Source organism: Foliimonas ilicis, from assembly GCF_039939195.1.
Lineage (GTDB): Bacteria > Pseudomonadota > Alphaproteobacteria > Rhizobiales > Rhizobiaceae > Foliimonas > Foliimonas ilicis.
Window position 1 is genome coordinate 16,463 of sequence record NZ_JBDUUH010000005.1, and the last position, 25,204, is coordinate 41,666.

Sequence of the window (25,204 nt, forward strand, 5' to 3'; positions counted from 1 at the left end):
TCTCGTATCGAGCAGGCTTCCCGCAAATTGCGAATCCCGCTAAGAACTGTCCCATGACGTGTGATGCGCGCGTCCGGGAGTCCCCCTGGTACGGAGAATAGACACTTTATCACAGGGGATGCAAAGCTATGCCGCCAAACTTAAATCGCGGGTATTTTAGTTCCACTATCCACCGGCTTCTGGATAATAAAGCTTCCGGCACCTTCTTGTTGTTAGGAGCGGCGATGCTGGCGATGATCGTGGCTAATTCGCCATTGGCAGACGAGTATTTTTCCAGCCTCAATTTCTACCTTGGTTCGCGTAGCGTTCAATATTGGATGAATGACGCGCTATTAGCAGTGTTTTTCCTGTTCATCGGGCTCGAAACCAAACGCGAAATTCTGGCTGGCCAGCTTTCGACGTGTAGACGCCTTATTCTTCCGGGAGCAGCGGCAGCCGGCGGCATGATCATACCGGCATTGATTTATTTCGCCTTCAATTGGAATAACCCCACAGCTTTACGCGGTTGGGCGATCCCGTCGGCGACTGATGTTGTCTTTACACTCGGCATGCTCTCGCTGCTTGAACCAAAAGTGCCCAAATCGCTGAAAATCTTTGTTGCCTCTTTGGCAATCATAACTGAACTCGGATCTGTGATTATTATCGCGGTCTTCTTCTCGGCCGAGATCAATCTGCATTCCCTTGTGGCGGCCGCTCTGATCATTGGCAATCTCCTGGTATTTAATCGTACTGGCGTCTTACGTCTTTGGCCGTACCTATCGCTCGGCGTAGCGCTCTGGATGATTGTCCTGATGTCAGGTATTCAAGCAAAACTGATAGGCATCGTCCTTGCGCTGACCATTCCAATCCGATTGACGTCTGGAACGCTGACGTCACCGACTGAATCTCCATTGTGTAAACTCAAGAAGACTCTTGATAAACCCGTGGCGTTTTTGATCATTCCAATCTTTGGATTCGCAAACGTTGGGGTATCCTTCACAGGTGTCACACCGGCTGTGCTGATCGAGCCAATCTCCCTTGGGATAGTGGCCGGCTCGGTCATCGGTAAACTGCTCGGGGTTTTCGGGATAGTCGCGCTTCTTGCTCGAAGCGGCTGGGCGGAACTACCGGTGGCAAGTTGGGGCCAGTTATTAGGTGTATCGCTCTTATGCGGTATCGGATTCACAACAAGTCTCTCCATCGGGTCACTTGCCTTCGAAGATTCACCAACGTCAGATACAGTGAGGTCTGGTATCTTCTTTGGTTCGCTGATCGCCGGTTTGAGTGGCTACACCGTGCTGCGTTTGTCGCATCGACATATCGCAACATTCAATCGCGAAACCAAGGCCGTCGGCTAGGGCTCCAAATCGACCGGAAGACTTGAAATTGATCAGTGAGGAAAAACGAACGCAGTTGAGGCGGAGCATCGTTTCCGTTGGCAACGGCTATCGTGTCTTATAGTTGGTGAACGGAAAAAACCGGATGGACTTTCGTAACGGATTTCATCCGCAGGCTACCCTTTCCGTCTTTTCCAAAGCGTAGTTCGTGAAATGCCGAGTTTTTTAGCGGCCTCTCCGACATTTCCTTCAGAACTAATAAGCGCCTTCTCGATTTGATCTGCCTCAGCCTGTCGCCTGGCACTGGCAAGACTGCTGGCATGGACTTCGTCAAGTCGGCTTTCAGGAAACAGGTCGTGTGCACCAAGAACCTTGCTACCTGCAAAAACCAGCGCCCTGCTTACCCGATTGCGGAGTTCTCTAATATTTCCCGGCCAATTGTGGTTGAGAAGTGCCTCGATTGCATCTTCCGAAAAGCTGACGGCAGTCCCTTGCCGATCTTGAATGAAGTATTCCGCAATATCCAGTATCTCACCCCTACGTTCACGCAAAGGCGGCAAGGCAAGCTCGATCACCGACAGCCTATAATACAGGTCATCTCTGAAGCGTCGTTGGGTGCGCATGTCGTCGATATTTGAATTAGTGGCAGCAATTATTCTTCCCCTGAACTTTCTGTCATTTCTAGACCCAACCGGACGAAACCAGCCGTCTTCAAGCACACGCAGCAACGCTGTCTGCAATTTGGTATCCAGTTCGCCTATTTCATCGAGAAAAAGCGTTCCCTCTCCAGCCTCTTCAAAAAAGCCTAAATGAGTCTGGTTTGCACCGGTGAAAGCGCCACGCTCGTGACCGAAAAACTGGCTTTCAAGCAGTTCGGCAGGAATAGCTCCACAATTAACTGCAACGAAAGGTAGTTCGGCTCGCGAAGATAATTTATGAACGAAGCGCGCCGCAACTTCCTTGCCTGCACCCGTCTCGCCGGTCAAAAGTAACGGAAGATCGGTGGCAGCTACCCGTTCCAGCTTTTTCAAGATTTCGGAAGGTGCGGGAGCCGGCAGAATCGCCGCTTCATTCCGCGGCGCCAGCTCATTCTTAGCCAAATGGGAGCGAATACGCTCAATTAACTCCTCTACATCGTACGGTTTGGTCAGGTAGTCTTCAGCCCCGGCTTTTACCAAACGGACCGCCTGGTCGATCTCACCAAACGCGGTCGCAAAAAGGATTGGCGTCTCACCCAGAAATGGTTGCGCGCGCCGAAACAAATCTTCCCCTGAGCCATCGGGAAGCCTAATGTCTGAGAGTATGAAGCATGGTTTTTGTAACCTAAGAAACTGAATTGCATCAGAGCAAGTCTTCGACCAATGCACATCGAAATCTTCAAGCTTTAGCCGTTGCGAAATAGCTCCGCCCAGGACCTCATCGTCCTCGATTACCAATATTTTGTCCGGTCTATTCATCTTGGTGCTTTTCGCGCTGGATAGGAAATCGCAACGCGATGCTGGTTCCGGTGCCGTGATTGGAATCAATACTTACGCGTCCGTTCAGCCTTTCCACCAAACGGATGACAACGGCCACTCCGAGGCCAGGCCCGCGTGTCGATTCTCCTGTTTCAATTGCACGGGCCAACTCCGGGCTCAAGCCGCTGCCTTCGTCACGAACTGATATAACGAGTTCGCGCTTCATTATTCTGGCGGAAAGTTTAACGGTACCGCCTCTGGGTGAAGCTCTGATGGAATTCAGCAGCAGATTGAGAACTACCTGCCTGACCTCTGATGCGGCAACAGCGACTTCAGGAGGCAGGTCAACTTCCGTCGATATTTTTACGCCACGAGATTCTCCGTCGGCACCGACGAGCAACCGAAGATCTTCAAAATCTTTTCTGGACAATGGCCGCCAGTCTGGGTGCGAGCGATAGTTCTCAAGGGTGGCATTGACCACGCCTTGAAGGGCAAGCACTCCTCGGTCAAGGAACGCCACAGCCTCATCACGCGTATCGGTTCGATCCCCGAAACGTTTCAAAGTGCTTATCGCCGTTCTCATGCCGCCAAGGGGGTTCCTGACTTCGTGAGCCATGGTTGCGGCGAGCCTGCCAATGTCGGCTTCTCGCTGTTGCTCCGCAAGATGGGCGAGCATGTTCTCGCGCTCGGTACTCGCGTGAGCCATGGCGTTGAAAGAGTGTATCATGCGCTCGGCCTGGATATCGTTGGATGGAATGAGCGAAGCTTCGATTGGCCGAAGCACCCCGAGCGCGGCGTCATAAAGACGATGGGCGACCAGGGCTACAGGTCGTTGCACGCGCCTTACCATGAAAAACCCAAGTATCGCGCAGGCGCCGCTGAAGAGAAGGTCGAAAACGAGCAAACCAATCCTCAGGATGCCGCGTTCAGAAGTGAAAACCGAAATGTCCAGCTTCGCAGCGACAATACCAAGCGCGCTACCAGCCTCATTTAATTCGCGCCATATCCATATCGACCCATCGTTGGTTCGCGAAACACCGTTGCCGGGTTCGCCAGAGGAAAATGGCAAAACGGTATTGTCGTTGCTTTCATCGCGACTAACACGTGTCGTGAGGGCATCTTGCCTGCCAATAAAGGCAAGTTGCCTCTCCAGAACGCCTTGATGAAATGAAAGCGCATTGTTCAGCGTCGATCTAACCCCTTCGACGTTTCCTTCAAGCACATGAGGCAGGAGGGCGGCCGAAAGTCCATCAAGGTATACTTGCCCCAAAGTTTCGACTTGCCGGTCAGCTTGGCGGCCCATGAAGAAAATTGCCGTCTGCGTTGAAGCGACCGCGGCAAAAAAGATCATCATAGCCGCCGTGAGCGGCAACCTGATCGTGACTGGCAGTTTGAAGTTTTTGGTCGACAAGATTCCGCTCCAGCCAGTCCTTTGGCGGAAGGTCGCAGTGTTGCAATCGGAACTCAACCAAAAACGACGATTGGAACGTGGTCAGTTTTTGGCCTCGACGCCCGCCGCATACGATTGATCCACCCTTCATGTCCTTCATTGCCGAACACAGCCACTTGAGAATGCGACAATATTGTTTCCAATATCTCGTCAGGCTCTGCCACGCGTCCGGCCCGTTTCTCCAGCTCCAACATTGCTACTACGTGTCGAATTTCCTCGACGCGCGTAGCCGCATCCGGAACCACAAGAAGATCAGCTGTGGGCCACGGGTCTGATCTCAATAGCCATCTCAACGTATCGTCACTGTGGACGGAAGCGTCATGTATGAAGGCGATCTGCGTGACATCGGAAGGTGTGACAGTCACGCTGATCAACGGCCATATCTCCTGCCTGACCAGATAAGCGGCGGTATCAGTGTTTTGGCCTGAAACACCATGATCGAACCACCCACAGCGAGGCACGATAAGCAGGTCGTTTGAATGCCGTTGGCCGACGATGATTTTTGTCGGATCACCTTCGTCCATCAGGATCGATGGGACAATGCTCGCCTGTGCAGCAGTCTGTTCGAAATAGCGGACTGCCTGACCAAGAGAATGGCGCGCCTTTTCGATCTGGCTGGCACGCAGTTGAGATGCGTAATAATTTCCACCCAAGGGAACGGGACCAACATCCGATAGCATCTTGGTATCGACGATGGCCAGACCTACGAGCGGAACCGAATGCTGCTTGGTAAGCAAAATTGCCTGATCGATTGCGGCCCGCCCACTCTCACCTCCGTTAATTGCTACGACAACCCTTTTGAGGGCTCTCGTGTTGTCCAGGCTATTGGAAGTCGCAGTTCCAAGTGATGGAATTTTTCGGTCCGGCATTTCAAATGTCCCCCTTCCAAGCTCGCCCTCAAGCTCATCGTGCGACGTCCCACCCCACATCGGGACCCCCGCAACGTAACCCGCACGAGAAAGCAGATGACCCGCGATAGGCGTGGTCATCAGTAAAAAGGAGATGGCGATCAATATTTTGATCCACATCTCGACAGATGGATAAGCAAAACCGACACCGATCAAAACAAGGCCGCATCCCACTACACCAGCCTCGGTGGCAGCGTGGGCGCGCATAAAAAAATCGGGCAATCGGAGGACGCCAACCGCGGCAATCAGGCAGATCGCTGCCCCAGCGATCAAGAAAAATGCGGAGAGGAAAGCCATCACTCTTCATCCTCTTCGTTAATCGATCCGCGTTCGATGAAGGCTGAAAAGGCAACGGTGGCCAGAAATCCAACCAATGCGACACCCAAGGCGATATCGATAAACGCAGTGGATCCCGACACGACTACAGCGATGCCCGTCGCAGCCACACCAAGCAGGCTGAGCATGTCGAGTGCCACGACGCGGTCGGGGCTTCCTGGACCTTTTACGATTCTCCACCCGGCACAAACCATTGCGATGAGCAGCAGCGTGCCCGAAATGGCTAGTCCTGCGGACTGGATCCATGAATCGGTCATCGTAGCACCTCCTTTACACTGCTTTCGAAACCGTCCTTGATCTGCCCTACGCTCTCTTCCGAGACATTCATGACGTGGACGTAAAGCGTCGATTTGTCCTGCGAAACATGGAGGCTCGTTGTTCCCGGAGTGAGCGTGATCATGTTGGCGAGCAAGGTAATGCCCTCGTCGCTCTTTACATCGAGCGGCACCGCGACCACGGCGGATTTGAGTGCCCGGTCGGGATTGAAGACGGTGAGTGTCACCTCCTTCACTGAGAGGGCCAGCTCCCAGAAAAACAGCGCGATAAGTCTCATCCATGCGTAAGCAATGCGCCGGAAGTTCCTCATGGTTGCACCTCCGCAGCCTGCGATACGCTCTGTCCCAGAACGGCGTCCATATAGGCGGTCTTATCGAGAAGCTGCTCTCCAGCGCTCATTGAAAACTCGACGAATGGCTCCGCGAAAAAGCCGATCTTTAGGGTGATTGCTGCGAGAGCAACAATCGGGGTCAACATCGCGATGCGTGTCGCTCTATCGGCGCGCCAGGAACGCAGGGCGACATCGCGGCCTTCCGGCGCGGCTTTCCAGAAAGCCTCATTCCAGATTTTCAACATAGAATAGAGTGTCAGAACCCCGACAATGAGGCCGGTCGTCGCGAGAACGATATGCCCGGCATCGAGACTTGCCTTGATCACCACGAATTTTGACCAAAAGCCCGACAGGGGCGGCAAGCCCGCCAACGATAACGCGGGAATGAGAAAAAGCACGCCGAGGAACGGCAGGCTTTTGTAAAGGCCGCCAATCTCTTTCAACTGGAAAGATCCGCCAGCCCGGTTAACCACACCTGCGATGAGAAAGAGGTTCGCCTTCACTACGATGTGGTGAATAACGTAGAGGATCGCGCCGCCTATCGCGAGCGGCGTCGCGATAGCAATGCCGAGCAGCATGTAGCCGATCTGGCTGATGATGTGAAATGACAGAATACGCCTGATATCGTAGTGCGCGGCGGCCCCAAGTACTCCTGTTATCATCGTCATCATAGCAACTGCGCCGATGATGGGTCCGGTAAAGCCGGCATCCGCGTCAAACATCAGTGTGAACGTTCGGATGATTGCGTAGACGCCTACCTTCGTCAGCAGCGCGGCGAAGATGGCAACTATGGGTGCGGAAGCCGTGTGATAAGCGGCCGGAAGCCAGAAAAACAGCGGAAACACCGCTGCCTTTGAACCGAACGCAACCAGAAAAAGCACAGCTATCGTAGTAACGAGCCCCTGGTTTTCCAGAGTTGGCAGCACGCGTGCAGCGTCAGCCATGTTGAGCGTACCCGTGATGCCGTACAGAAAGGCGACGACGATCAGGAAAAGGGTCGTGGCTACCAGATTGAGCGTCACGTATTTGATGCCTGCATCGAGTTGTGCTCGCGTGCCGCCGAGCGCCAGCAGCCCGAACGAGGAGATCAGCATCACCTCGAACCAGACATACAGATTGAAAATATCCCCGGTCAGAAACGCGCCGGTAACGCCCAAGAGAAGCCCTTGATAAAGCGGATGATAAAAGGCGCGTTCGCGCGCCTCTACGCCATCGACCAACCCGTAAATGCCGATGGCAACCGCCATAAGGCCGGTAATAAGCACCATCGCGGCAGCAAGCCTGTCAGCCACGAAGCTGATGCCGAAGGGCGCGCTCCACGAACCAAATTGCGTCGCGAGTACGGTGCCGTCACTGACCGAAATCAACAACAGTAGGGAAGAGCCAAAAAGTCCGAAGCTGGCGATCAGGCTGACCACACGCTGCGCGAGCGGCCGGTTCCAAAGCATTGCGCAGATCGCGATTCCTGCAAGCGGAAAAACGATGGGAAGCGTAAGCATCAGATGCGGTGTCATGAGGTCACCTCCCGCGCCTTAACGGCATTGGGTGACGCTTTTGCCAAGCTGCTTTCAAAGCCGGTTTCTGCCGAGCGCATCTCTTCAGTGTCGAGAGTTTCGAGACGGCGATTTGCACTTTCGAAAAGTACGACCGTGAACGCCAAGAGCGCGAAGGAGATAACGATTGCGGTGAGGATCAGAGCCTGAGGCAATGGGTTCGCGCTTATCGTTATCGTAACTTCCCCTTCTGGCACCAGAGGTGGAGTTCGACTTCCTATTCTTCCGGCGAGGAAAATCGAGAGGTTTGCGGCATTGCTCAATACGAGCAGGCCAAGCACTATCCTGAGCACGTTCCGGGACATGACCAGATAGGTCGCCACCGCAATCATCAAACCAAATGCAAGCGCGAATGCGGGTTCCAACTCAAGACTCCAGATAGTAGGAAAGGAAGGTGAGAACGGAGCCGACCACGGCGAAGTAGACCCCAACATCGAAAATCAATGTCGTGCTGAGCGGTATTCCACCTGGAAAAATCCACTGATGCGTCAGGAACGGCTCTGCCAGAAGCAATGCAGGTAGGCCGGAAATCAGGGCCAGCAGCAAACCTGCACCGATGATCGTTTTCGGTGAAAACTTCAGCAGCGACATCATCGCTTCACGGCCTCGGGGCAAAGCATGTACCGCGATGCCTGCAGCCGCGATAAGCCCGCCGATAAAACCTCCCCCCGGCTCATTATGTCCGCGCAACAGAACGTAGATCGAAAACACCAGAGCCGCGGGCAAGATGATCCTGCTCGTGGTTTGAAGGATTAGAGAGTTCATGATTTGCGCTCCTTGGATTTTCTGCGCAAACCAGCGAGAACTGCAGCGGCAGCAAGTGCGGCGAGACCAAGCACAGCTATCTCGCCAAGCGTATCCAGCGCCCGGAAGTCCACGATGATCACGTTGACGAGATTGCGTCCATGCGCCTGCGGGACACTTTCGGTCCGGAAGAAATCGGACATCCGTTCGTCGAACGGTTGCGCCAGAACACTAAGCATCGCAAGCGCTGCAACAGCTCCGATACCGATTGCGACACTGGCGTCACGCAGTCTCTCGGATGGCCTGCGATAGTCGCGCTCGCGAAACGGCAGGTAACCGACGATCGCCAGCAAAATGACGATTGCCAGTGCCTCCACCGAGAACTGGGTAAACGCCAGATCCGTCGCGCCATTGAACAGAAAGGTCAGCGCGATGGTGAAGCCGACCATTCCGGCCGCGGCGATTCCAGATATGAAATTGCGTGCTCCTACGACCGCAAGCGCCGACACGCATAGCAGGACCACCAAAGCCAGATCCGGTTGCAAAATATTGGCGAACGAGGGCAACTCGAAGCCACCCTTGAGCACAAGTGTTCCGAAGCCCGCCACTGCGGTGACAGTCAGCGTGTGACCTACATATGTCCGCAAACTTCCCGATTGGATGAGGTTCGTTTGCCACCTCGCGACGCGTTGAAGGCCGTCCATCAAAACGTCGTAAAAGCGATCCGGTCCGAAGCGGTCGATCTGGTCCAGCGCGGCGAGTTTTTTTCGCAATCCGTTCCAACGCCGGAACACCAGAGCACCTAGCGCGAGCGTCACGAGGCTCAAAAAGAGCATCGGCGTTAAACCGTGCCAAAGCGACAACGTATAATCCAGCGGAGCACCAGCAATGGCTGAAGCTGCGGGCACGAGAATGCCTTCGCCTGCGATCCAAGGAGCGAGCCCAAAACCGAGTCCCAGCAATGCCAGCAAAATCGGTCCAGTAGTCATCGCAATGTCCGGGTCATGGGGCGTGCGCGGCGTTGACCCTAGATCGCCGGTAAAGCAGCGTATAGCGACGATCCCGGCAACCACGACCATGACAATGTTGGCGACCAACGCCACGCTGACGACAACCCAGGACGCAGAGGCCTCAAGCCCTGTTTCATAAAGCAGTTCTTTCGCAGCAAAGCCGATGAAAGGCGGCAAGCCGGCCATCGACAGCGCTCCGAGCGATGCTGCAAAGGCGGTGATCGGCATGGAATGCATCAGCCCCCCGAGAGCCGAGCTATCGCGCGTTCCCGTTTCGTGATCGATTATTCCAGCCACGAGAAACAGGCAGGCTTTGTAAAGTGCGTGGACGATGAGGAAAGTGACCACGGCGATCGCGGATAGCTCACCGGGCAAGCCAATCATCAGAACGAGCGTTCCGAGCGAAACGATCGTAGAGTAAGCCAGCACACGCTTCAGATCGGTTTCGCGCAACGCAAGTAGCGCGCCAACCAACATGGTCGCACCACCGAAGCCGACAAGCAGAACGGTCCACAACCAATGGCCGTCGAATACAGGGCTCAGCCGAGCCAGCAGATAGACCCCAAGCTTCACCATCGTTGCGGAATGGAGAAAGGCGGAAACCGGGGTAGGTGCGACCATCGCATTCGCAAGCCATGAATGAAGTGGTATCTGCGCCGATTTCGCAAAAGCACCGGCGGCAAACAGCGTGATGATTGCTGGTGCCGAGGCGTGGGCCGCAATCGCCTCGCCCTGAGCGATGATGCCGGCAATGGAATATGTACCGGCCACCTGTCCGATCAGGATTACTCCGGCCAGCATGGCTAGACCGCCTGCAACCGTTACCAAAAAACCTTGCTGTGCAGAGCGACGTGACTCTGCTTTTTCAGGCGAGAAACCGATCAGCAGGAAAGACGTCAGGCTGGTCATCTCCCAAAAGACGACCAAAAGCATCAGATCATCGGCAAGCACGGCTCCCAGCATCGATCCCATAAAAAGGGTCAGCACGATGTAGAACCGCGCGAGCCGTGCAACGCCACGCAGATAGGATGATGCGTAGAGAAACACCGCCGTGCCAATGCCGCTGATCAAAAGAGCGAATAGAAGAGAAAGGCCGTCTGCACGAAATGATGCCTCGATCCCGAGACTCGGAATCCAGCTATACGTCTCGCTAATCGTATTTCCCGAGCCAATGGCAGGCAGAAATAAACAAAACCCGCCGAACAGAACTGCCGGAGCGAAAGCGATCAATGGCGACGATCTTCCACCGAGCCAGCCGACCAGTGGTGAAACGGCAAATGTGAATGCTATGAGCGCCAGCAAAGTCATCGTGAGGTTTCCATCATTGAAAACCCCTAGAAAGTTTCGTGCCAGTTTGGACTTGTCTATCAAACGCCTAAAAACTGCGACTTTCGCACGCGTCCGATCGCGGAGAGATTTGAGCGACGTTAAGGAGCGCGAACATGGTCTTCGGATCACGTTCAGTTAACGAGACATCCCCGAAGCGGAGCTTCACTTAGTAGCGAGCACAAAGCGGAGTGATATTAAAACCAACGAATGTTGTCATTTGCCATGGCAATCTCAAATTGCCTTGGGTACATGCAGTATTCTAGACCGTGAAATTCTCCGGACAGATCACCGCTGTATCTCTTTCTATGGCTTTCGAGCGACAACTCAAATTAAGCCATAGTGCGGAATCATTCGAAAACTGCAACGGCAGGACACGCAGTAATCCCAGCTATCTGACCGCTTCTCGGAGATTGTGAAATATCCCGTCAAAGGCTATCTCGTCCAAAATGTTGGTGTAGCCAAAACCAGTGCCGCTAGTATTTCCAGCCGTCCAATCAACATCAACGCGATCAAAATCAGCTTTGCTGGACTTGGAAGTGAACTGAAATTTACTGCCGGGCCAACAACATCTCCAATACCCGGCCCAACATTGGTCAAAGCTGTTAACGCCGCCGATAGTGCGGTTGTGAGATCAAGGCCAAGCGCACCAAGTGCAAGCGATCCAAACAGCCAAACCGTAAAAAAAGCAGCAATGAACAATATGGCGTTGCTTTGCAGGGCGTCTCCCAAAGTCGCGCCGCCATTAGATTGCTGCCAGCTTCACGCGCTCGGACAGCTTCTCGGCGGCTTCCTTGCGCTCACTATAGCGGTCAGTGAGATAGGGAGAGATGTCGCGGGTCAGCAGTGTGAACTTGACCAGTTCCTCGATCACGTCAACCACGCGGTCGTAATAAGAAGACGGCTTCATCCGACCCGCCTCGTCGAACTCCTGATAGGCCTTCGCGACAGAAGACTGGTTGGGGATGGTCACCATGCGCATCCAGCGGCCGAGCACCCGAAGCTGATTGACGGCGTTGAAGCTCTGGGAGCCACCGGAGACCTGCATGACGGCTAGTGTCCGGCCCTGTGTCGGCCGCACCGCGCCGACCGAGAGCGGTATCCAGTCGATCTGCGCTTTTATCACACCACTCATCGCGCCATGCCGCTCCGGGCTGGTCCAGACCTGTCCCTCGGACCACAAGGACAGGTAGCGCAACTCCTGCACCTTCGGATGGTCGATCGCGGCTCCATCGGGCAACGGCAGCCCATGCGGATCGAAGATGCGAGTTTCCGCCCCAAAATGCTTCAGCAGGCGTTCGGCCTCCAGCGTCAAGAACCGGCTGTACGAGCGCTCGCGTAACGATCCGTAGAGCAACAGGATACGCGGCGGATGCGTTGAGGGCGTCGCGCGCAACCGATCGATCATCGGCACGTCGAGGCTATCGATCACGACATTGGGAAGATCGTTCGGCATCAACGGTGAGCCTCGGCAATCGCCGCGACCTTGTCGCCGCGCTCGTACCAGCCCTTCGATCGGTTCACGATCCAGACGACGGTAAGCATCACCGGAACTTCGATCAGCACGCCGACGACGGTGGCGAGCGCAGCCCCTGAGTGGAAGCCGAACAGGCTGATCGCAGCGGCCACCGCCAGCTCGAAGAAGTTAGACGCCCCAATCAGTGCCGACGGCCCGGCTACGCAGTGCTGCTCGCCTGCGATCCGGTTGAGAATATAGGCCAGTCCAGCATTGAAATAGACCTGGATCAGGATCGGCACGGCGAGAAGCGCGATCACCAGCGGATGTGCGATGATCTGTTCGCCCTGAAAGCCGAACAGCAGCACCAGCGTTGCCAGCAGCGCCATGAGCGAGACCGGGCCGAGCTTGGCCAGCAGCCGGTCGAGCGCGGCTTGTCCGCCGGTCGCCAGCAGTTGGCGCCGGAGAAGCTGCGCGATGATCACCGGAATGATGATGTAGAGCACGACCGACAGGATTAGCGTGCCCCACGGCACGGTGATCGCGGAGAGCCCGAGCAGCAAGCCGACGATCGGCGCGAAGGCCACCACCATGATCGCGTCGTTGAGCGCCACTTGGCTGAGCGTGAAATGCGGTTCGCCCTTGATCAGGTTCGACCAGACGAACACTATGGCGGTGCAAGGTGCCGCGGCAAGAATGATGAGTCCCGCAATGTAGCTGTCGATCTGGCCGGCCGGCAGGTACGGGCGGAACAGGTAACCGATGGAAAGCCAGCCGAGCAGTGCCATCGAGAACGGCTTGATTGCCCAGTTGATGAACAGGGTCACGCCAATGCCGCGCCAATGGCGGCCGACCTCGCCGAGTGCGGCGAAATCGATCTTGAGCAGCATGGGAATGATCATCAGCCAGATCAGCACGGCGACCGGCAGATTGACCTTGGCGATCTCAGCAGCCCCAATCACTTGAAATGCGCCCGGCATGACGTGTCCGAGCGCGATGCCAACGACGATGCACAAAGCAACCCAGAGGGTGAGATAGCGTTCAAATGTCGACATGGTTCTTCCTCACGCCGTCGCGACGCGGCGGCCGTGCTCGCCGATAACGCGCTCGCCGTTTTCCTTGAGGAACTCACCCCGTTGCGGTGGCAGCAGGTCGAGCACGTCTTCGGACGGACGGCAGAGCTTCACGCCCTTCGGTGTCACTACGATCGGTCGATTGATCAGGATCGGATGCACCAGCATCGCGTCGAGAAGCTCGTCATCCGTCAAGCCGGGATCGCCAAGACCGAATTCGGCATAGGGAGTGCCCTTTTCCCGCAGCAGGTCGCGCGCCGAGATGCGCATGCGCGCGATGAGCTGGACCAGCTTCGTGCGCGACGGCGGTGTCTTGAGATACTCGATGACGTGCGGTTCGACGCCGGCATTGCGGATCAGCGCGAGCGTGTTGCGCGAGGTGCCGCAATCGGGATTGTGATAGATGATGACGTCCATGACCGACCTCACGCCGCACAGTGGCGGGGCGAGGTTGCCCCTCGGTCCGGCGTTTGACGGCACAATGGCGGCAAGGATTGCGTTTGTAACTAAATAACATTACAGACCCTTTTAACGTCATTGATCGCAGAGGGGTCGGATGCAAATCATCGATAACCACAATCTTGAAATCCGATCCATCTCGGCGCCGCGACGAAGATGGCTTGAAGGTGTTGCCGTGACTGTCATGTTCAGCTTTGTTCCAGTCGGCGTCGCATTTGCAGAAGATGCAGCTGACGAAGCGAGCGGTTCGGGCACGGTGCTCGAAACGATCGTCGTTCGTGGAGCAGGCGAGGGGAACTCCTATACCTCAAAGACCTCCACCACGACCAGCCGACTGGCCGCACCCGTCAAGGAAATCCCTCTATCGGTCAGCTCCGTGACTCGTAAGCGCATGGATGACGAGCTGCTCTACGACGACATCGACGCTATCGCGCGAAGCACGGGTATGAATGTAGACGGGTCGCCCTATCCTTCAGCTATCAGCTCGCGGGGCTTTTCAACTCTAAGCAATGTTGACGGGCTTCGAATGCAAAGCGAGGATAGCAATTTTACGCCGGTCCTCGACACGTTTCTTCTCGACAGCATTGAAATCATGCGGGGACCGGCGGGCTTGTTGGAAGGTGCCGGGCAGCCTGGCGGCGTCGTCAGCCGGATCCTGAAGCGACCGATAGACCAGTTCGGCATGGGTAGTTCTGTCTCTTACGGCAGCAACAGCTTTAAACGCTCAGAATTTGAGATAGGCGGCCCGCTTGCCGATGACGCAAGCCTTCGCGCACGTTTTGCCGGTGCCGTGACGGATCGCGATTTCTTCTACGATGTCGCAGGTCAACGAAAGATTGCCCTGTTGGGCACCATTGAAGCAGACGTTACCGACTGGACAACGGTTCGCTTGTCTGCCGTCTACCAAAAGGACGATAGAACGCCTTTCTGGGGAGTGCCGTCGCACGAAGATGGCCATCTTCTGGATCTCGATCGCTCGACCTTTTTGGGATCATTTCTTGGGCATTTCAACACGAAATACACGATGCTTTCGGGCGAAGTTATCCATGATTTCCAGAATGGCTGGACGGCAAAAATAATGGGCAACTATTTCGATCAAAAAATCGATGAATTTGATCTTATGGCGGTAGCTCCGGCATATGACATCGACGGCAAGACGTTCGTGGATCTCGGTCTTAACGTCAACCAAGACCGGGAGCGCGGGCACAATCTGGATACCTCTCTCAGTGGCTCGATCGGCTTGTTGGGCCGGGAGCATAAAGTTGTCGTCGGCGCCAGCTATATTCGGTCCAACCTGAAAGTTGATGAGCGCTGGGGATATGACGGTTTCCCCGTCGATCTCTTTAATCCGGATCCAAACATTCCTCTTCCCGACGCCGCCGATGACGGCATTCAGCAAGACCGCGACTACCTCCAATACGGGCTCTATGGTCAGATAAACTACAAGCTCGCCGACAACCTCACCGTCCTCGTCGGGGGTCGCGTCAACTGGGCGGAAATGTCATCGGACATTACGGGCCCCGTTATTCAGGACTATCGAGAAAACGCATTTTTCACACCTCTCCTCGGCCTGGTCTACGAGGTGACTCCGTCGACCGCTCTCTATGTCAGCTACGCGGATATTTATGAGCCCCAATTCCAGCGTGACGCGGAGCGGAATGCGCTACCACCTCTGACCGGGACTCAGTACGAGGCGGGAATAAAGACGGATTTTTTCGATGGCCGATTGGCCGCCACGGCTGCTGTCTTTGACATCACACGAAAGAATCAGGCCCATATCGTTGGGCGCTGGCCCGAGCAAATCTATGAGGCAGATGGAACCACCAATAGCAGAGGCATCGAGCTTGAGGTCGCCGGAGAGATCAACGACGCGTGGAAAGTCTTTGCGGGTTACACGTTTACACACAACGAAGTCACGGAATCGAAGGACGCCGGTCGCTTGGGAAAAGTGGCGAGTAATACGCCGCGGCATAAGTTCAACCTTTGGCTCAGCCACCAATTCCAGCAGGACGCTCTCGAAGGCCTGCAGATCGGTGCTGGCGTTACGGCGGTGAGCAGCTTTTTCGATTACGACAATGCGCTGACAGCTCCTGGCTATGCGACGGTGGATGCGGCGATGAACTACAAGATCAATCCGAACCTCGATCTGTCGCTTAAGGCTGCAAATATTTTCGACGAAAAATACTACGAGCGTTTGGGGACGTCGGGCATATATCACTACTATGGAACCCCCAGAAGCTTGTCGCTACAGATCAAGGGACGAATGTAGCCGCCCATTGACGTCCTTTGGTGTGATAGTCGCACCCTGACACCGTGGGCAGTGCCGGTTGCGACAGGGGTTATAGGCGACGCGCAATGACCGCATTCGTCGCAGTCCTCGACATGGCCGCCAGCGCGGCGGTACGACATTCAACGGGGCTTTACCGCGCTAAGCCCATCCAATATGATGTTTAGATCGATCTAAAATGAAATTTTGCACGATTCGAGCCAGGCGAAGATGAAACGGATTACGCTTCTGGACGTCGCGCAACATGCTGGGGTCTCACGTGCCACGGCGTCGCTCGTCGTGCGCGGAAGTTCGTTGGTCAGCACAGCCACACGTGCCAGCGTCGAAGCCTCCATGCTCGAACTCGGCTATGTCTACAATCTGAGCGCGGCCCGGATGCGTGCGTCCCGCAGCCGCACCGCGGGGGTCATCATCCCCAATCTCACCAACCCGTTCTTCGCCGTGCTCCTGGCTGGCATCGAAAGCGTGCTGGAGACTGCGGGACTGGCAGTCATCCTCGCCAATTCAAACGAGAGCGCGCCCAAACAGGACGGCTTCGTGAACCGGATGCGCGAACACGGCGTGGACGGGCTGATCGTCTGTCCTGCCGAGGGAACAGAGCAGCGCTTCATAGAAGACGCCCACAGATGGGATATCCCGATGGTGCAGACTTTGCGCATGGTTCCCGGAACGTCGGGCGATTATGCCGGCATGGATCCCGACGTCGGAATGCGCGAAGCCATTCAATGCCTCGCCGATTTCGGCCATCGGCGGATCGGCTACATAGCGGCCGACACGTTTCACTCCGCCCATACCGAACGTCTCGCCAGCTTCCATACGGCCATGACGGAGAACGGGTTCGAACCGCTCTTCGTCAGGGAACTCCAATCGACCCATCACGCTGCCCGCATGGCAGCGCCCGACATCATGAACCGCCCAGCGCGGCCCACCGCGCTCGTCTGCCACAACGACGTGCTCGGGCTGGGCCTGCATCGCGGTCTCTCCGATCTCGGCGTGATGCCGGGCCGCGATGTCTCCCTGGTGGGTTTCGACAACGTCGCCGAGGCCGATCTGGTCAGGCCGGGCCTGGCTTCTGTCGCGACGGAACCCTTCAAGGTCGGGGAAACCGCGGCACGGCTGCTTCTGCGCCGGATCGAGCAGCCGGAAGCGGAGATCGCGCGCACGGTCGTGCCCACCTATTTCGTGCAACGCGGCTCCTGCGGGCCACTGCGCTCGGCTGCGATGACCGTTTCGGCTTGACCCGAAGCGCATAGTTGGATTTAGATCGATCTAAAAGGCACCAGCGCGCGCAATAGGGAGGTTCGCATTGGGCTATCAATTCAAGTTTGCGCCGGTCTTCAGCAATTTTGACCAATTGTTGATTGGCGCGCTGACCACCATCCAGCTTTCCTTCGGCGCGATGGTGTTGGGCACGATCGTTGCGGTCACCTGCGCCATCGCCAAGACCGCCGGCCCGAAGCCGCTGCGCTTCCTCGTCGACTGCTATGTCGAGGCGATCCGCAACACGCCCTTTCTTGTCCAGATTTTCTTCATCTTCTTCGCCCTGCCCGCGTTCGGAATCAGGCTGTCACCCAACGTGGCCGCACTGACCGCGTTGACCGTCAATGTCGGCGCCTATGCCACCGAGATCATCCGCGCCGGCATCGAATCCATCAACCGGGGGCAGGTCGAGGCGGGCACTGCACTCGGTCTCAAGCGGATGCAGGTCTTCCGCTACATCATCATGAAGCCGGCGCTGCGCACCATCTATCCAGCGCTGACCAGCCAGTTCATCTACCTGATGCTGACGTCGAGCGTGGTGTCGGTCATTTCCGCCACCGATTTGGCGGCTGCCGGTAACAACATCCAGTCGCAGACCTTCGTCGCCTTCGAGGTCTATCTCGTCATCACCGCCATGTATCTGATCCTGTCGCTGGGTTTCTCCACCATCTTCGCGGCGATCCAGCGATATGCCTTCAACTATCCGCTAGCGCGCTAGGAGGATGACATGATCAGAGCTTTCGGCATCAACGAATTCTGGTTCATCGTCCTGGCCGTGCAATGGACGGTGGCTTTGTCGGCGGTCGCGTTCGCGGGCGGCGCCGTGGGCGGACTGGCGGTCGCGCTTGCAAGGGTGTCCGCCATCTCGCCGCTGCGCTATGCGGCGCTCGGCTTCATCCGGCTGTTCCAGGGTACGCCGCTCCTGATGCAACTCTTTCTCGTCTTCTTCGGGCTCAACATCTTCGGCTTGGGCATCAATCCATGGCTGGCTGCCGCGATTGCACTGACGCTGCATGCCAGCGCGTTCCTGGGCGAAATCTGGCGCGGTTGCATAGAGGCCGTCCCGACAGGCCAGGCCGAAGCCTCCTGGGCGCTGGGACTGCGCTATTACGACCGCATGAAGTCCATCATCCTGCCGCAGGCCGCCCGCATCGCGGTCGCGCCGACGGTTGGCTTCCTCGTCCAACTCATTAAAGGCACCTCGCTTGCCTCGATCATCGGCTTTGTGGAGCTGACGCGCGCGGGCCAGATCATCAACAACGCGACCTTCGACCCGTTCACGGTGTTCGGGCTGGTCGCTGCGCTCTACTTCATCCTGTGCTGGCCGCTGTCGATCCTCGCGCGCCGCATGGAAAACCGCTTCGCCGTGGCGACACGGCGTTGAGACGGACCAACGGCTTCATAAGGCCGAACATTTCAAAATGGGAAGGGACCAGCACATGAACATCTTCGGAAGAATTGCCGGGCTGACGCTCGGCGCAGCGCTCGCGGCAGGCGTGGCGCTCTCGAGTGCGGCCGCGCAGACGGTCGAGGAGATTAAATCGCGCGGCAAGATCAACATCGGCATGCTGGTCGATTTTCCGCCTTTCGGCATAATGAACGAGCAGGGTCAGCCGGACGGCTATGATGCCGACGTTGCGAAGCTTCTCGCCGAGGACATGGGCGTCGAGGTCAATATCGTGCCGGTCACCGGTCCGAACCGCATTCCCTACCTGCTCTCCGGCCAGGTCGATATTCTCGTCGCCTCGCTCGGCATCACGCCCGAACGCGCCAAGCAGGTAGACTTCTCGGACGGCTATGCCGGCATCGAAATCTTCGTCTTCGGCGACGCGAACACTGAAGTGACCGAAGCCGCCGACCTCTCCGGCAAGAGCGTCGGCGTCGCCCGAGCCTCCACGCAGGACACCGCCATCACCGAGATCGCGCCCCAGGACGCCAACATCCAGCGCTTCGACGACGATGCCTCGGCCGTCCAGGCACTGCTGTCGGGTCAGGTGCCGCTGATGGGCGCGTCGAACGTGGTGATCGCGCAGATCAATTCGGCCGCGCCCGACCGGTTCGACACCAAGTTCTCGCTGCGCCGTCAGAGCCAGGGCATCACCACGCGGCCCGGACAGGCCGAACTGATGGAGCACATCAACGCGTTCCTCGCGAAAGCGAAGGAGAGCGGCCGGCTCAACGAGCTGCACGAGAAGTGGGTCGGCGGTCCGCTGCCCGAGTTCCTCGTTTCCGAATAACGGATCGCAAGAAGGAGCGCGGTATGTCCGTGACGAACACCAAAAGCGCAGACATGCCCGCCGTAAGGATGGAGGGCGTGGACAAGTGGTACAACGCGTTCCACGCTCTCAAGAACATCAACCTCGAGGTCGCGCGCGGCGAGAAGATCGTCGTGTGCGGCCCTTCAGGGTCGGGCAAGTCGACGCTGATCCGCTGTGTCAATCAGCTTGAGGCGGTCGAGAAGGGCAGAATCTTCGTCGACGGCATCGAATTGACCGCCGGCCCGAAGAACGTCGAGCAGGTGCGCCGCGACGTGGGCATGGTGTTCCAGCAGTTCAACCTGTTCCCGCACATGACGGTGCTGGAAAACTGCACGCTTGCACCGATGAAGGTGCGTGGCGTCTCCAAGGCCGAAGCCGAGGAGACGGCCAGAAAATTCCTCATCCGGGTGCGCATCCCCGAGCAGGCCGAAAAATATCCTGCCCAGCTTTCAGGCGGCCAGCAGCAGCGCGTGGCGATCGCCCGCGCCCTGTGTATGAACCCCAAGATCATGCTATTCGACGAGCCGACCTCGGCTCTCGATCCCGAGATGGTCAAGGAGGTGCTCGACACGATGATTGACCTCGCGACGGAAGGCATGACGATGATGGTCGTCACCCATGAGATGGGCTTTGCGCGCAAGGTCGCCGACCGCGTCATCTTCATGGACCAGGGCGAGATCGTCGAGGTCGCCGGCCCGGAGGAATTCTTCTCCAATCCGAAGCATGAACGTACCCGCACTTTCCTCGGCCAAATTTCAAGCGTGTAACCTATGCTATGCGATGCGCCTATGCCTCGACGAGGCAGATCGGGGAGGAGTTATGGCACTCCTGTGTCCGTGTCTGAAATCACTTCAGAGACGGTGAAAGCACTTATTCGTCAGCAGGGGGTGGACGTCTTCGTCGATGGGCTTCGTGGCAAGAGGCGAACGCACTGGTCTTGTCTCAAGTCGACCAATCTTTGGCCTTTATCCACCCTTTCGACGATCCCTTATTGTGGAGGCCATAGCAGCTTGATCGATGAGGTGGTGGCGGTTCGGGCCACATTTGACGCGGTCATTCTATCGGTTGGTAGCCAATCTTGCAGTGGAACCAAGGGGCGGCCTCATTGGCTGCGTCCATCAATGCCGGTTAGCAGGTTGAGCTGCCAGCCATCAATAGCATCGCAACATCTTCGTGTGCACGACGCGTGTGCCAGCGGACGTTTGAGTTGAGCAAGATGGCTTGCAGCCGATTTCTCGATGATCATCGTGCGCTTGTGGAGCCAGCATGTGGCGCCGCATTGGCGGTTACCTATTCTGAGATGGGTCCGCTTGCCTGTTGGAGCGGATATTGGTCATAGTCTGTGGCGGGGCAACGCAAACATTAGAAGGACACTTTTCGGGTCTGGATATCGGCGGCAAAAGCGGCCCCGCCATAACAGTAGAGGGCGCATGCTTCCAGTGAACCACTTCTTCGCCGCATACGACCTGCAACGCCAAAATGGAGCGCGCCCGATCGGCGGCTTTCGCCGCTCTCGTGGCTATTACAACGCTTTTTCATGAATATCATTTTAATGAGATGCTGGCTCCTGCCAGCCAGCATCTTGAATCACATTCTGACGTTCAACGAAGTCTCGAACGATTCAGATAATGCGGAATCGCTCTAGCTCAACGGAACTGCGACGACACGGAATTCGTTCGGTATTTCAGTTTCGCGACCTTCAATGAGGCGATGGCGGATACGGGATTCCGTTACGTAGGCGATGCCATCCGACGCGATAGTGAGATTGACCGGGCTCTCCAGGCCTTCGGTCACAATTTCGAGGTCGCGTTTGCCCGGTGCGAGAGAGTTCGCAATGCGTAACACTCTGCCATCGCCGCTCTCTACAGCACCTTCCAGAACAATAAGCGAACCGTCGGCGGTGAATGCCATGCCATCTGGATTCTCGATTGTTCGCGGTAACTCCAGTTCCCGGAGGCTGTCGTTCTCGTAGATATAGAGACGCCCCGTGCTGAAGTTTCCAACAGCAACCGCACCATTCGGAGCTCTCGCAATTCCGCCTACTCCAATACCGCTGTCATGGGTCAGGCGGTCATCTTGCAGTGCCGTTTCAAATTCGGTTTCGCCAAGTGTCAGCCGCAGAAGCCGACCGCCGGTACTGTCCGTGACCAGGATGCTGCCTTCAGGTTCGATGGCGATATCGTTTGTGAATCCGTCGTTCAGCGCAACTGACTGCAGAACAACACCCGTGCGAGTGTCGATTGCGAAAATGTTCGGGACTCTGGGTTCACCCTCAGGCAGAAAGTCTGGCGATGCACCCCAAAGTACGTTACGGGCCTCGTCCAGCCGTAACGCTGTGCCGGCAAAGATGCTTTCCGAACCTTCATGGATGCGAGACCATAAGCCATCTGGCCCGCGACGCAGGATGCCGCCCTGTGTGATCTGTCCGATGAATAGCGTTCCATCTTCGGCATGCGTAATTCCATTCGGGTAGGACGCATTTTGCGGCAAAGTGATTGTATTTGGAACATCCGCATTACTGGCTGCCGTATAAGCTCCAACTGATGTTGTGCAAAGAAAGGCGAATACGAGAGAGGTTGCTATTGTGCGCACTGTACAGTTCTCCATGTGTTATGATGCAATTGCATCAGTTGCCCAGGCCCTGTGGCCGGGAATGGTGTAGCCCCCATCGACGAGAAGGTTTTGTCCTGTTACGAAACGGGCACCGTCCGAGCAGAGCCAGACGACGGCATCGGCAATGTCCTCTGGTGTGCCCAACCGCTGCGCCGGCGTGTGACGGATAAACTGGCGATCAGCCTCGCCTTCGGCGGCAATGCGAAACATCGGTGTGTCGATGATGCCAGGATTGACGTTATTGACCCGAATGCCCTCTACGGCTGCCTCCTGAGCAAGCGCGCGGATCATTCCGTCCAGCGCCGACTTCGATGCCGAATAAACCGAAGAGCCTGGAAATGCTCCATGGGCGAGCCAGGAAGAAGTGTTGACTATAGCGCCGCCATTGCCGAGGCGTATCATTGCCGCCATCTGGTGCTTGCAGCAAAGCCAAGCGCCTTTGAGATTGACGCTCATCGTAGCGTCGAAATCGTCTTCGGACTGCTCCCAGATCGGCCTGAAGTTTCCGAGATTTCCGGCATTGTTGAAGCAGGCATCGAGCCGTCCGAACTCATCAACTGCAGCCGAGATCAATCCGGAAACGGCGCTTTCATTTGATACATCTGTGGAAATGACAAGTGGTATCGAACCTGCGGCCCGAACGAGATCTGCAGTGCCGTCCAGCTCGGCCTCACGCCGGCCGGCTAGTACGACACCGTGTACGCCAGCATTTGCAAATGCCTGGGCAGTGGCTTTGCCTATTCCCGTTCCGGCACCTGTTACAAGTGCCACCCGGTTCTCAAGTTCGTGCATGTCGATTGCTCCTTCTGTTTATGAAGGAGATGTGGGATGTCGCAATCTGCAATTAATAGTCTATTTTGCCATTAAATAATGCTAAAACAGCAATAATGATAGCAGGAGGTTGTTTGGAAAAATCGTTGGAGAGCGAAAGGTTGATTGAGTTTGTCGTGGTTGCGCGCAAAGGCAGCTATGTGCAGGCGTCTCGCAATCTTGGCGTCCACCCATCCGTGTTAAGTCGCCGAATAAAGGCGCTTGAGACCGAGCTTGGCGCACGCCTTTTGCATCGCGATACACGTAACGTCACCTTGACTGAAGCCGGTTCCGTTTTCTTCGAGCATGCCATTGATCTGATCTCGCGTCTTGATGATGCGCGAGCCGCTGTGTCGCGCTATGCGGAACAACCAGCCGGTACGTTAAGACTCGCTCTGCCAAATTTATTCGGGCAATCACAAATCGCGCCACGACTGCCAAGGTTTATGAAAGCCTACCCCGGCCTCAGGCTTGATCTTCATTTCAGCGATCATATCGTGGATCTGGTAAGCGACCGTTTCGACGCCGCTGTCCGTATCGGAGCGACGGAGGCAGGTGGCGACTACAGAATGAAGAAAATCGCAGAAAATCAACGTGTCATCTGCGCATCGCCCGCATATGTTGAACAATATGGCGACCCCACACATCCTGGTGAGTTACAGGATCATCGCATCCTGAATTTCTCTGCATTCCTGCAAGGCGCACGGTGGCAACTCGACGGACCAGAAGGAATCTTCGAGCTGGCAGTTGATCCCGTCATGAGTTCAGACAACATTACCGCATTGCATCACGCCGCGCTTGCAGGTCAAGGGATTGCAATCCTGGCGACATTCGTGGCGGGGACTGACATCAGTCAAAAACGCTTGATCCCGGTATTAAACGGTTACCGTCCAGCAAAAAGTATAGTGTCGGTCATCTATCCGCGCGCGCCGATAGTGCCGCGCAAGGTTCGCGCCTTCATCGATTTCATGAGTGAGGAATTTGAAGGTAGACCACCTTGGGATCGGGAGTTGTGTGTCCAGCTCGATGTTTGATGAGCGCGACCCCAGAATGGACATTTGGAACCAGAGAATAGGCGCCCAAAACCCCGCCTTCGAAATCCATAAATTGACCTAGCAAACGGCACCTAATCAAATTCGGCTGCGCCGGGGGATTTGTTCCGGAAATGGACCCTTTTCTATGACCGCCGATAACCACATCTGGCTGAGCAGAGGAAAATTCCTTCAACTGTCGAATTTGGCCGGGTACCGCCAAGTCGCTGCGAGGCGCCACGCAGCGGCATTGCCTGCCCATGACACAATGAGGGAGTTCCGCCATGCGGATTGTTGTTCTTGCCGTCAGAGAGATGCGGTCATTCCGCCATCGACAAAAATCATTGATCCCGTAAGGTATGTCATGTCCGGGGACGCTATCGCGAGAATAGGTGCGGCGATCTCGTGCGGTGCAGCGACACGCTGTAATCCATAGACGTTGCTGCGCCCCCAAATACCGATGGCGGCGCTCCATGCAGCATCCGGCGCGTCGATGAAACCGGCCTGTCGTCGGATCATCTCCGTGTCGGTCGCGCCCGGACAGATGCCGTTCACCCTGATGCCCCTGTCGGCATATTCAAGCGCTGCCGTCTGGACGAGCCCCGCCAGCGCCCGCTTGCTGGCGTTGTAGGCAGCAAGTCCGGGCCGGGCCCCGACAATGTTGACCGACGACGTCACGATGATTTGGCCACCCCGATCGAGCATATGCGGGATCTGCGCCTTCATCGACAAGAAGACGCCCCGGACATTGGTGTCCTGCAGATCGTCCCATTCGTCGGCCTCTATCTCGTGCAGGGGTTTGCTGAAGCTGATGCCGGCATTGTTGAGCGCGATGTCGATCCGGCCATAGGTTTCAACGGCGCGCGCGACGAAGGTGTCGATATCGTTTTCATCGCGCACATCGGTCCTGATGTAGAGCGCCTCGCCGCCGGCCTCGCGAATGGCACTCTCTACCTCCGCGCCCAGATTCTCGCGACGACCGCAAAAGACGACCTTCGCGCCCTCGGCGGCGAAGGCTTCGGCCGCCGCCCGGCCGATCCCCGACGTGGCCCCGGTGATCATGACGATCTGATCGGCGAAACGGCGCCTGCCTTCGAAGACAGGTGAGGCCGGGGGGCGTACCGTCGCCGCGAGCGAGAGACCGCCTGTCATCCCCATGGCTGCGCCGGCCAAGGTGCCAACGGCTGCCGCGCCCAGCATGTGCCGCCGGCCCGGATTGTTCGGCTTGTTGTTTTCTGATTCCATCTCGC

24 protein-coding genes and 1 pseudogene are annotated in these 25,204 nt (G+C 56.6%); 8 read left to right on the forward strand and 17 right to left on the reverse strand.

Annotated features, from left to right (window positions below; all coding sequences use genetic code 11):
* Positions 1-128: 128 nt before the first annotated feature.
* Entirely contained in the window at positions 129-1,337 is a 1,209-nt protein-coding gene (gene nhaA / locus ABFT80_RS12425; protein ID WP_347972243.1) for a Na+/H+ antiporter NhaA, read from the forward strand.
* 155 nt (positions 1,338-1,492) lie between these two features.
* On the opposite strand, the gene ABFT80_RS12430 is transcribed toward nhaA, so the two are convergent.
* The 13 genes from ABFT80_RS12430 to arsC form a co-directional block, all read right to left on the reverse strand.
* Positions 1,493-2,773 (reverse strand): sigma-54-dependent transcriptional regulator, encoded by a 1,281-nt coding sequence (locus ABFT80_RS12430; protein WP_347972244.1) that lies wholly within the window; start codon positions 2,771-2,773, stop codon positions 1,493-1,495.
* On the reverse strand, positions 2,766-4,184 hold the full coding sequence (locus ABFT80_RS12435; RefSeq protein WP_347972245.1) for a sensor histidine kinase: 1,419 nt from the start codon (positions 4,182-4,184) through the stop codon (positions 2,766-2,768). The genes ABFT80_RS12430 and ABFT80_RS12435 overlap by 8 nt, the downstream gene beginning before the upstream one ends.
* A 53-nt stretch (positions 4,185-4,237) precedes the next feature.
* Entirely contained in the window at positions 4,238-5,428 is a 1,191-nt protein-coding gene (mnhG, locus tag ABFT80_RS12440; RefSeq protein WP_347972246.1) for a monovalent cation/H(+) antiporter subunit G, read from the reverse strand.
* A complete protein-coding gene (locus ABFT80_RS12445) occupies positions 5,428-5,724 on the reverse strand; it encodes a monovalent cation/H+ antiporter complex subunit F (RefSeq protein ID WP_347972247.1) in 297 nt (98 codons plus the stop codon). Before ABFT80_RS12445 ends, mnhG begins: the two co-directional genes overlap by 1 nt.
* The gene (locus ABFT80_RS12450) at positions 5,721-6,053 is read right to left on the reverse strand and encodes a Na+/H+ antiporter subunit E (RefSeq protein ID WP_347972248.1); all 333 of its coding nucleotides are present in this window, start codon (positions 6,051-6,053) and stop codon (positions 5,721-5,723) included. Before ABFT80_RS12450 ends, ABFT80_RS12445 begins: the two co-directional genes overlap by 4 nt.
* On the reverse strand, positions 6,050-7,588 hold the full coding sequence (locus ABFT80_RS12455) for a Na+/H+ antiporter subunit D (protein ID WP_347972249.1): 1,539 nt from the start codon (positions 7,586-7,588) through the stop codon (positions 6,050-6,052). Before ABFT80_RS12455 ends, ABFT80_RS12450 begins: the two co-directional genes overlap by 4 nt.
* On the reverse strand, positions 7,585-7,992 hold the full coding sequence (locus tag ABFT80_RS12460; protein ID WP_347972250.1) for an NADH-quinone oxidoreductase subunit K: 408 nt from the start codon (positions 7,990-7,992) through the stop codon (positions 7,585-7,587). The genes ABFT80_RS12455 and ABFT80_RS12460 overlap by 4 nt, the downstream gene beginning before the upstream one ends.
* Before the next feature lies 1 nt (position 7,993).
* Entirely contained in the window at positions 7,994-8,392 is a 399-nt protein-coding gene (locus ABFT80_RS12465) for an MnhB domain-containing protein (RefSeq protein WP_347972251.1), read from the reverse strand.
* Positions 8,389-10,689: a hydrogen gas-evolving membrane-bound hydrogenase subunit E gene (mbhE, locus tag ABFT80_RS12470; protein ID WP_347972252.1), complete on the reverse strand. Its 2,301-nt coding sequence runs from the start codon at positions 10,687-10,689 to the stop codon at positions 8,389-8,391. The genes ABFT80_RS12465 and mbhE overlap by 4 nt, the downstream gene beginning before the upstream one ends.
* A 453-nt stretch (positions 10,690-11,142) precedes the next feature.
* The gene (locus ABFT80_RS12475) at positions 11,143-11,439 is read right to left on the reverse strand and encodes a potassium transporter TrkG (RefSeq protein ID WP_347972253.1); all 297 of its coding nucleotides are present in this window, start codon (positions 11,437-11,439) and stop codon (positions 11,143-11,145) included.
* A gap of 13 nt (positions 11,440-11,452) precedes the next feature.
* Positions 11,453-12,163: an arsenical resistance protein ArsH gene (arsH, locus tag ABFT80_RS12480; protein WP_347972254.1), complete on the reverse strand. Its 711-nt coding sequence runs from the start codon at positions 12,161-12,163 to the stop codon at positions 11,453-11,455.
* The gene (arsB, locus tag ABFT80_RS12485; protein ID WP_347972255.1) at positions 12,163-13,218 is read right to left on the reverse strand and encodes an ACR3 family arsenite efflux transporter; all 1,056 of its coding nucleotides are present in this window, start codon (positions 13,216-13,218) and stop codon (positions 12,163-12,165) included. The genes arsH and arsB overlap by 1 nt, the downstream gene beginning before the upstream one ends.
* A gap of 9 nt (positions 13,219-13,227) precedes the next feature.
* The gene (gene arsC / locus ABFT80_RS12490; RefSeq protein WP_347972256.1) at positions 13,228-13,653 is read right to left on the reverse strand and encodes an arsenate reductase (glutaredoxin); all 426 of its coding nucleotides are present in this window, start codon (positions 13,651-13,653) and stop codon (positions 13,228-13,230) included.
* Between the two features lie 139 nt (positions 13,654-13,792).
* Here arsC and ABFT80_RS12495 point away from each other — a divergent pair, with 139 nt between their 5' ends.
* Positions 13,793-15,964: a TonB-dependent siderophore receptor gene (locus tag ABFT80_RS12495; RefSeq protein ID WP_347972257.1), complete on the forward strand. Its 2,172-nt coding sequence runs from the start codon at positions 13,793-13,795 to the stop codon at positions 15,962-15,964.
* Positions 15,965-15,997: 33 nt separating this feature from the next.
* Here ABFT80_RS12495 and ABFT80_RS12500 read toward each other — a convergent pair.
* Positions 15,998-16,103: pseudogene (locus ABFT80_RS12500) on the reverse strand (transposase zinc-binding domain-containing protein); the annotation flags it as partial.
* Positions 16,104-16,192: 89 nt separating this feature from the next.
* Between ABFT80_RS12500 and ABFT80_RS12505 the strand changes: the two are divergent.
* The 5 genes from ABFT80_RS12505 (at position 16,193) to ABFT80_RS12525 (ending at position 20,267) form a co-directional block, all read left to right on the forward strand.
* A complete protein-coding gene (locus tag ABFT80_RS12505) occupies positions 16,193-17,221 on the forward strand; it encodes a LacI family DNA-binding transcriptional regulator (protein ID WP_347972258.1) in 1,029 nt (342 codons plus the stop codon).
* 67 nt (positions 17,222-17,288) lie between these two features.
* On the forward strand, positions 17,289-17,960 hold the full coding sequence (locus ABFT80_RS12510) for an amino acid ABC transporter permease (RefSeq protein ID WP_347972259.1): 672 nt from the start codon (positions 17,289-17,291) through the stop codon (positions 17,958-17,960).
* A 9-nt stretch (positions 17,961-17,969) separates the two neighbouring features.
* Positions 17,970-18,626 (forward strand): amino acid ABC transporter permease, encoded by a 657-nt coding sequence (locus ABFT80_RS12515; protein ID WP_347972260.1) that lies wholly within the window; start codon positions 17,970-17,972, stop codon positions 18,624-18,626.
* 55 nt (positions 18,627-18,681) lie between these two features.
* Positions 18,682-19,479 (forward strand): transporter substrate-binding domain-containing protein, encoded by a 798-nt coding sequence (locus ABFT80_RS12520; protein ID WP_347972261.1) that lies wholly within the window; start codon positions 18,682-18,684, stop codon positions 19,477-19,479.
* A 23-nt stretch (positions 19,480-19,502) separates the two neighbouring features.
* A complete protein-coding gene (locus ABFT80_RS12525; RefSeq protein ID WP_347972262.1) occupies positions 19,503-20,267 on the forward strand; it encodes an amino acid ABC transporter ATP-binding protein in 765 nt (254 codons plus the stop codon).
* A gap of 874 nt (positions 20,268-21,141) precedes the next feature.
* On the opposite strand, the gene ABFT80_RS12530 is transcribed toward ABFT80_RS12525, so the two are convergent.
* The gene (locus tag ABFT80_RS12530; RefSeq protein ID WP_347972263.1) at positions 21,142-22,092 is read right to left on the reverse strand and encodes an NHL repeat-containing protein; all 951 of its coding nucleotides are present in this window, start codon (positions 22,090-22,092) and stop codon (positions 21,142-21,144) included.
* 18 nt (positions 22,093-22,110) lie between these two features.
* Complete coding sequence (locus ABFT80_RS12535; protein WP_347972264.1) at positions 22,111-22,905, reverse strand: SDR family NAD(P)-dependent oxidoreductase; 795 nt, start codon at positions 22,903-22,905, stop codon at positions 22,111-22,113.
* 113 nt (positions 22,906-23,018) lie between these two features.
* On the opposite strand from ABFT80_RS12535, the gene ABFT80_RS12540 reads away from it, so the two are divergent.
* Positions 23,019-23,957, forward strand: a complete 939-nt coding sequence (locus ABFT80_RS12540; protein ID WP_347972265.1) for a LysR family transcriptional regulator — start codon at positions 23,019-23,021, stop codon at positions 23,955-23,957.
* 303 nt (positions 23,958-24,260) lie between these two features.
* On the opposite strand, the gene ABFT80_RS12545 is transcribed toward ABFT80_RS12540, so the two are convergent.
* A complete protein-coding gene (locus ABFT80_RS12545; protein WP_347972266.1) occupies positions 24,261-25,199 on the reverse strand; it encodes an SDR family NAD(P)-dependent oxidoreductase in 939 nt (312 codons plus the stop codon).
* Positions 25,200-25,204 lie beyond the last annotated feature (5 nt).

Coding starts and splice junctions, on each gene's coding strand:
- nhaA (WP_347972243.1), top strand. CDS start 129: ATGCCGCCAAACTTAAATCGCGGGTATTTTAGTTCCACTATCCACCGG.
- ABFT80_RS12430 (WP_347972244.1), bottom strand. CDS start 2,773: ATGAATAGACCGGACAAAATATTGGTAATCGAGGACGATGAGGTCCTG.
- mnhG (WP_347972246.1), bottom strand. CDS start 5,428: ATGGCTTTCCTCTCCGCATTTTTCTTGATCGCTGGGGCAGCGATCTGC.
- ABFT80_RS12445 (WP_347972247.1), bottom strand. CDS start 5,724: ATGACCGATTCATGGATCCAGTCCGCAGGACTAGCCATTTCGGGCACG.
- ABFT80_RS12450 (WP_347972248.1), bottom strand. CDS start 6,053: ATGAGGAACTTCCGGCGCATTGCTTACGCATGGATGAGACTTATCGCG.
- ABFT80_RS12455 (WP_347972249.1), bottom strand. CDS start 7,588: ATGACACCGCATCTGATGCTTACGCTTCCCATCGTTTTTCCGCTTGCA.
- ABFT80_RS12465 (WP_347972251.1), bottom strand. CDS start 8,392: ATGAACTCTCTAATCCTTCAAACCACGAGCAGGATCATCTTGCCCGCG.
- mbhE (WP_347972252.1), bottom strand. CDS start 10,689: ATGACTTTGCTGGCGCTCATAGCATTCACATTTGCCGTTTCACCACTG.
- arsH (WP_347972254.1), bottom strand. CDS start 12,163: ATGCCGAACGATCTTCCCAATGTCGTGATCGATAGCCTCGACGTGCCG.
- arsB (WP_347972255.1), bottom strand. CDS start 13,218: ATGTCGACATTTGAACGCTATCTCACCCTCTGGGTTGCTTTGTGCATC.
- arsC (WP_347972256.1), bottom strand. CDS start 13,653: ATGGACGTCATCATCTATCACAATCCCGATTGCGGCACCTCGCGCAAC.
- ABFT80_RS12495 (WP_347972257.1), top strand. CDS start 13,793: ATGCAAATCATCGATAACCACAATCTTGAAATCCGATCCATCTCGGCG.
- ABFT80_RS12505 (WP_347972258.1), top strand. CDS start 16,193: ATGAAACGGATTACGCTTCTGGACGTCGCGCAACATGCTGGGGTCTCA.
- ABFT80_RS12515 (WP_347972260.1), top strand. CDS start 17,970: ATGATCAGAGCTTTCGGCATCAACGAATTCTGGTTCATCGTCCTGGCC.
- ABFT80_RS12520 (WP_347972261.1), top strand. CDS start 18,682: ATGAACATCTTCGGAAGAATTGCCGGGCTGACGCTCGGCGCAGCGCTC.
- ABFT80_RS12525 (WP_347972262.1), top strand. CDS start 19,503: ATGTCCGTGACGAACACCAAAAGCGCAGACATGCCCGCCGTAAGGATG.
- ABFT80_RS12535 (WP_347972264.1), bottom strand. CDS start 22,905: ATGCACGAACTTGAGAACCGGGTGGCACTTGTAACAGGTGCCGGAACG.
- ABFT80_RS12545 (WP_347972266.1), bottom strand. CDS start 25,199: ATGGAATCAGAAAACAACAAGCCGAACAATCCGGGCCGGCGGCACATG.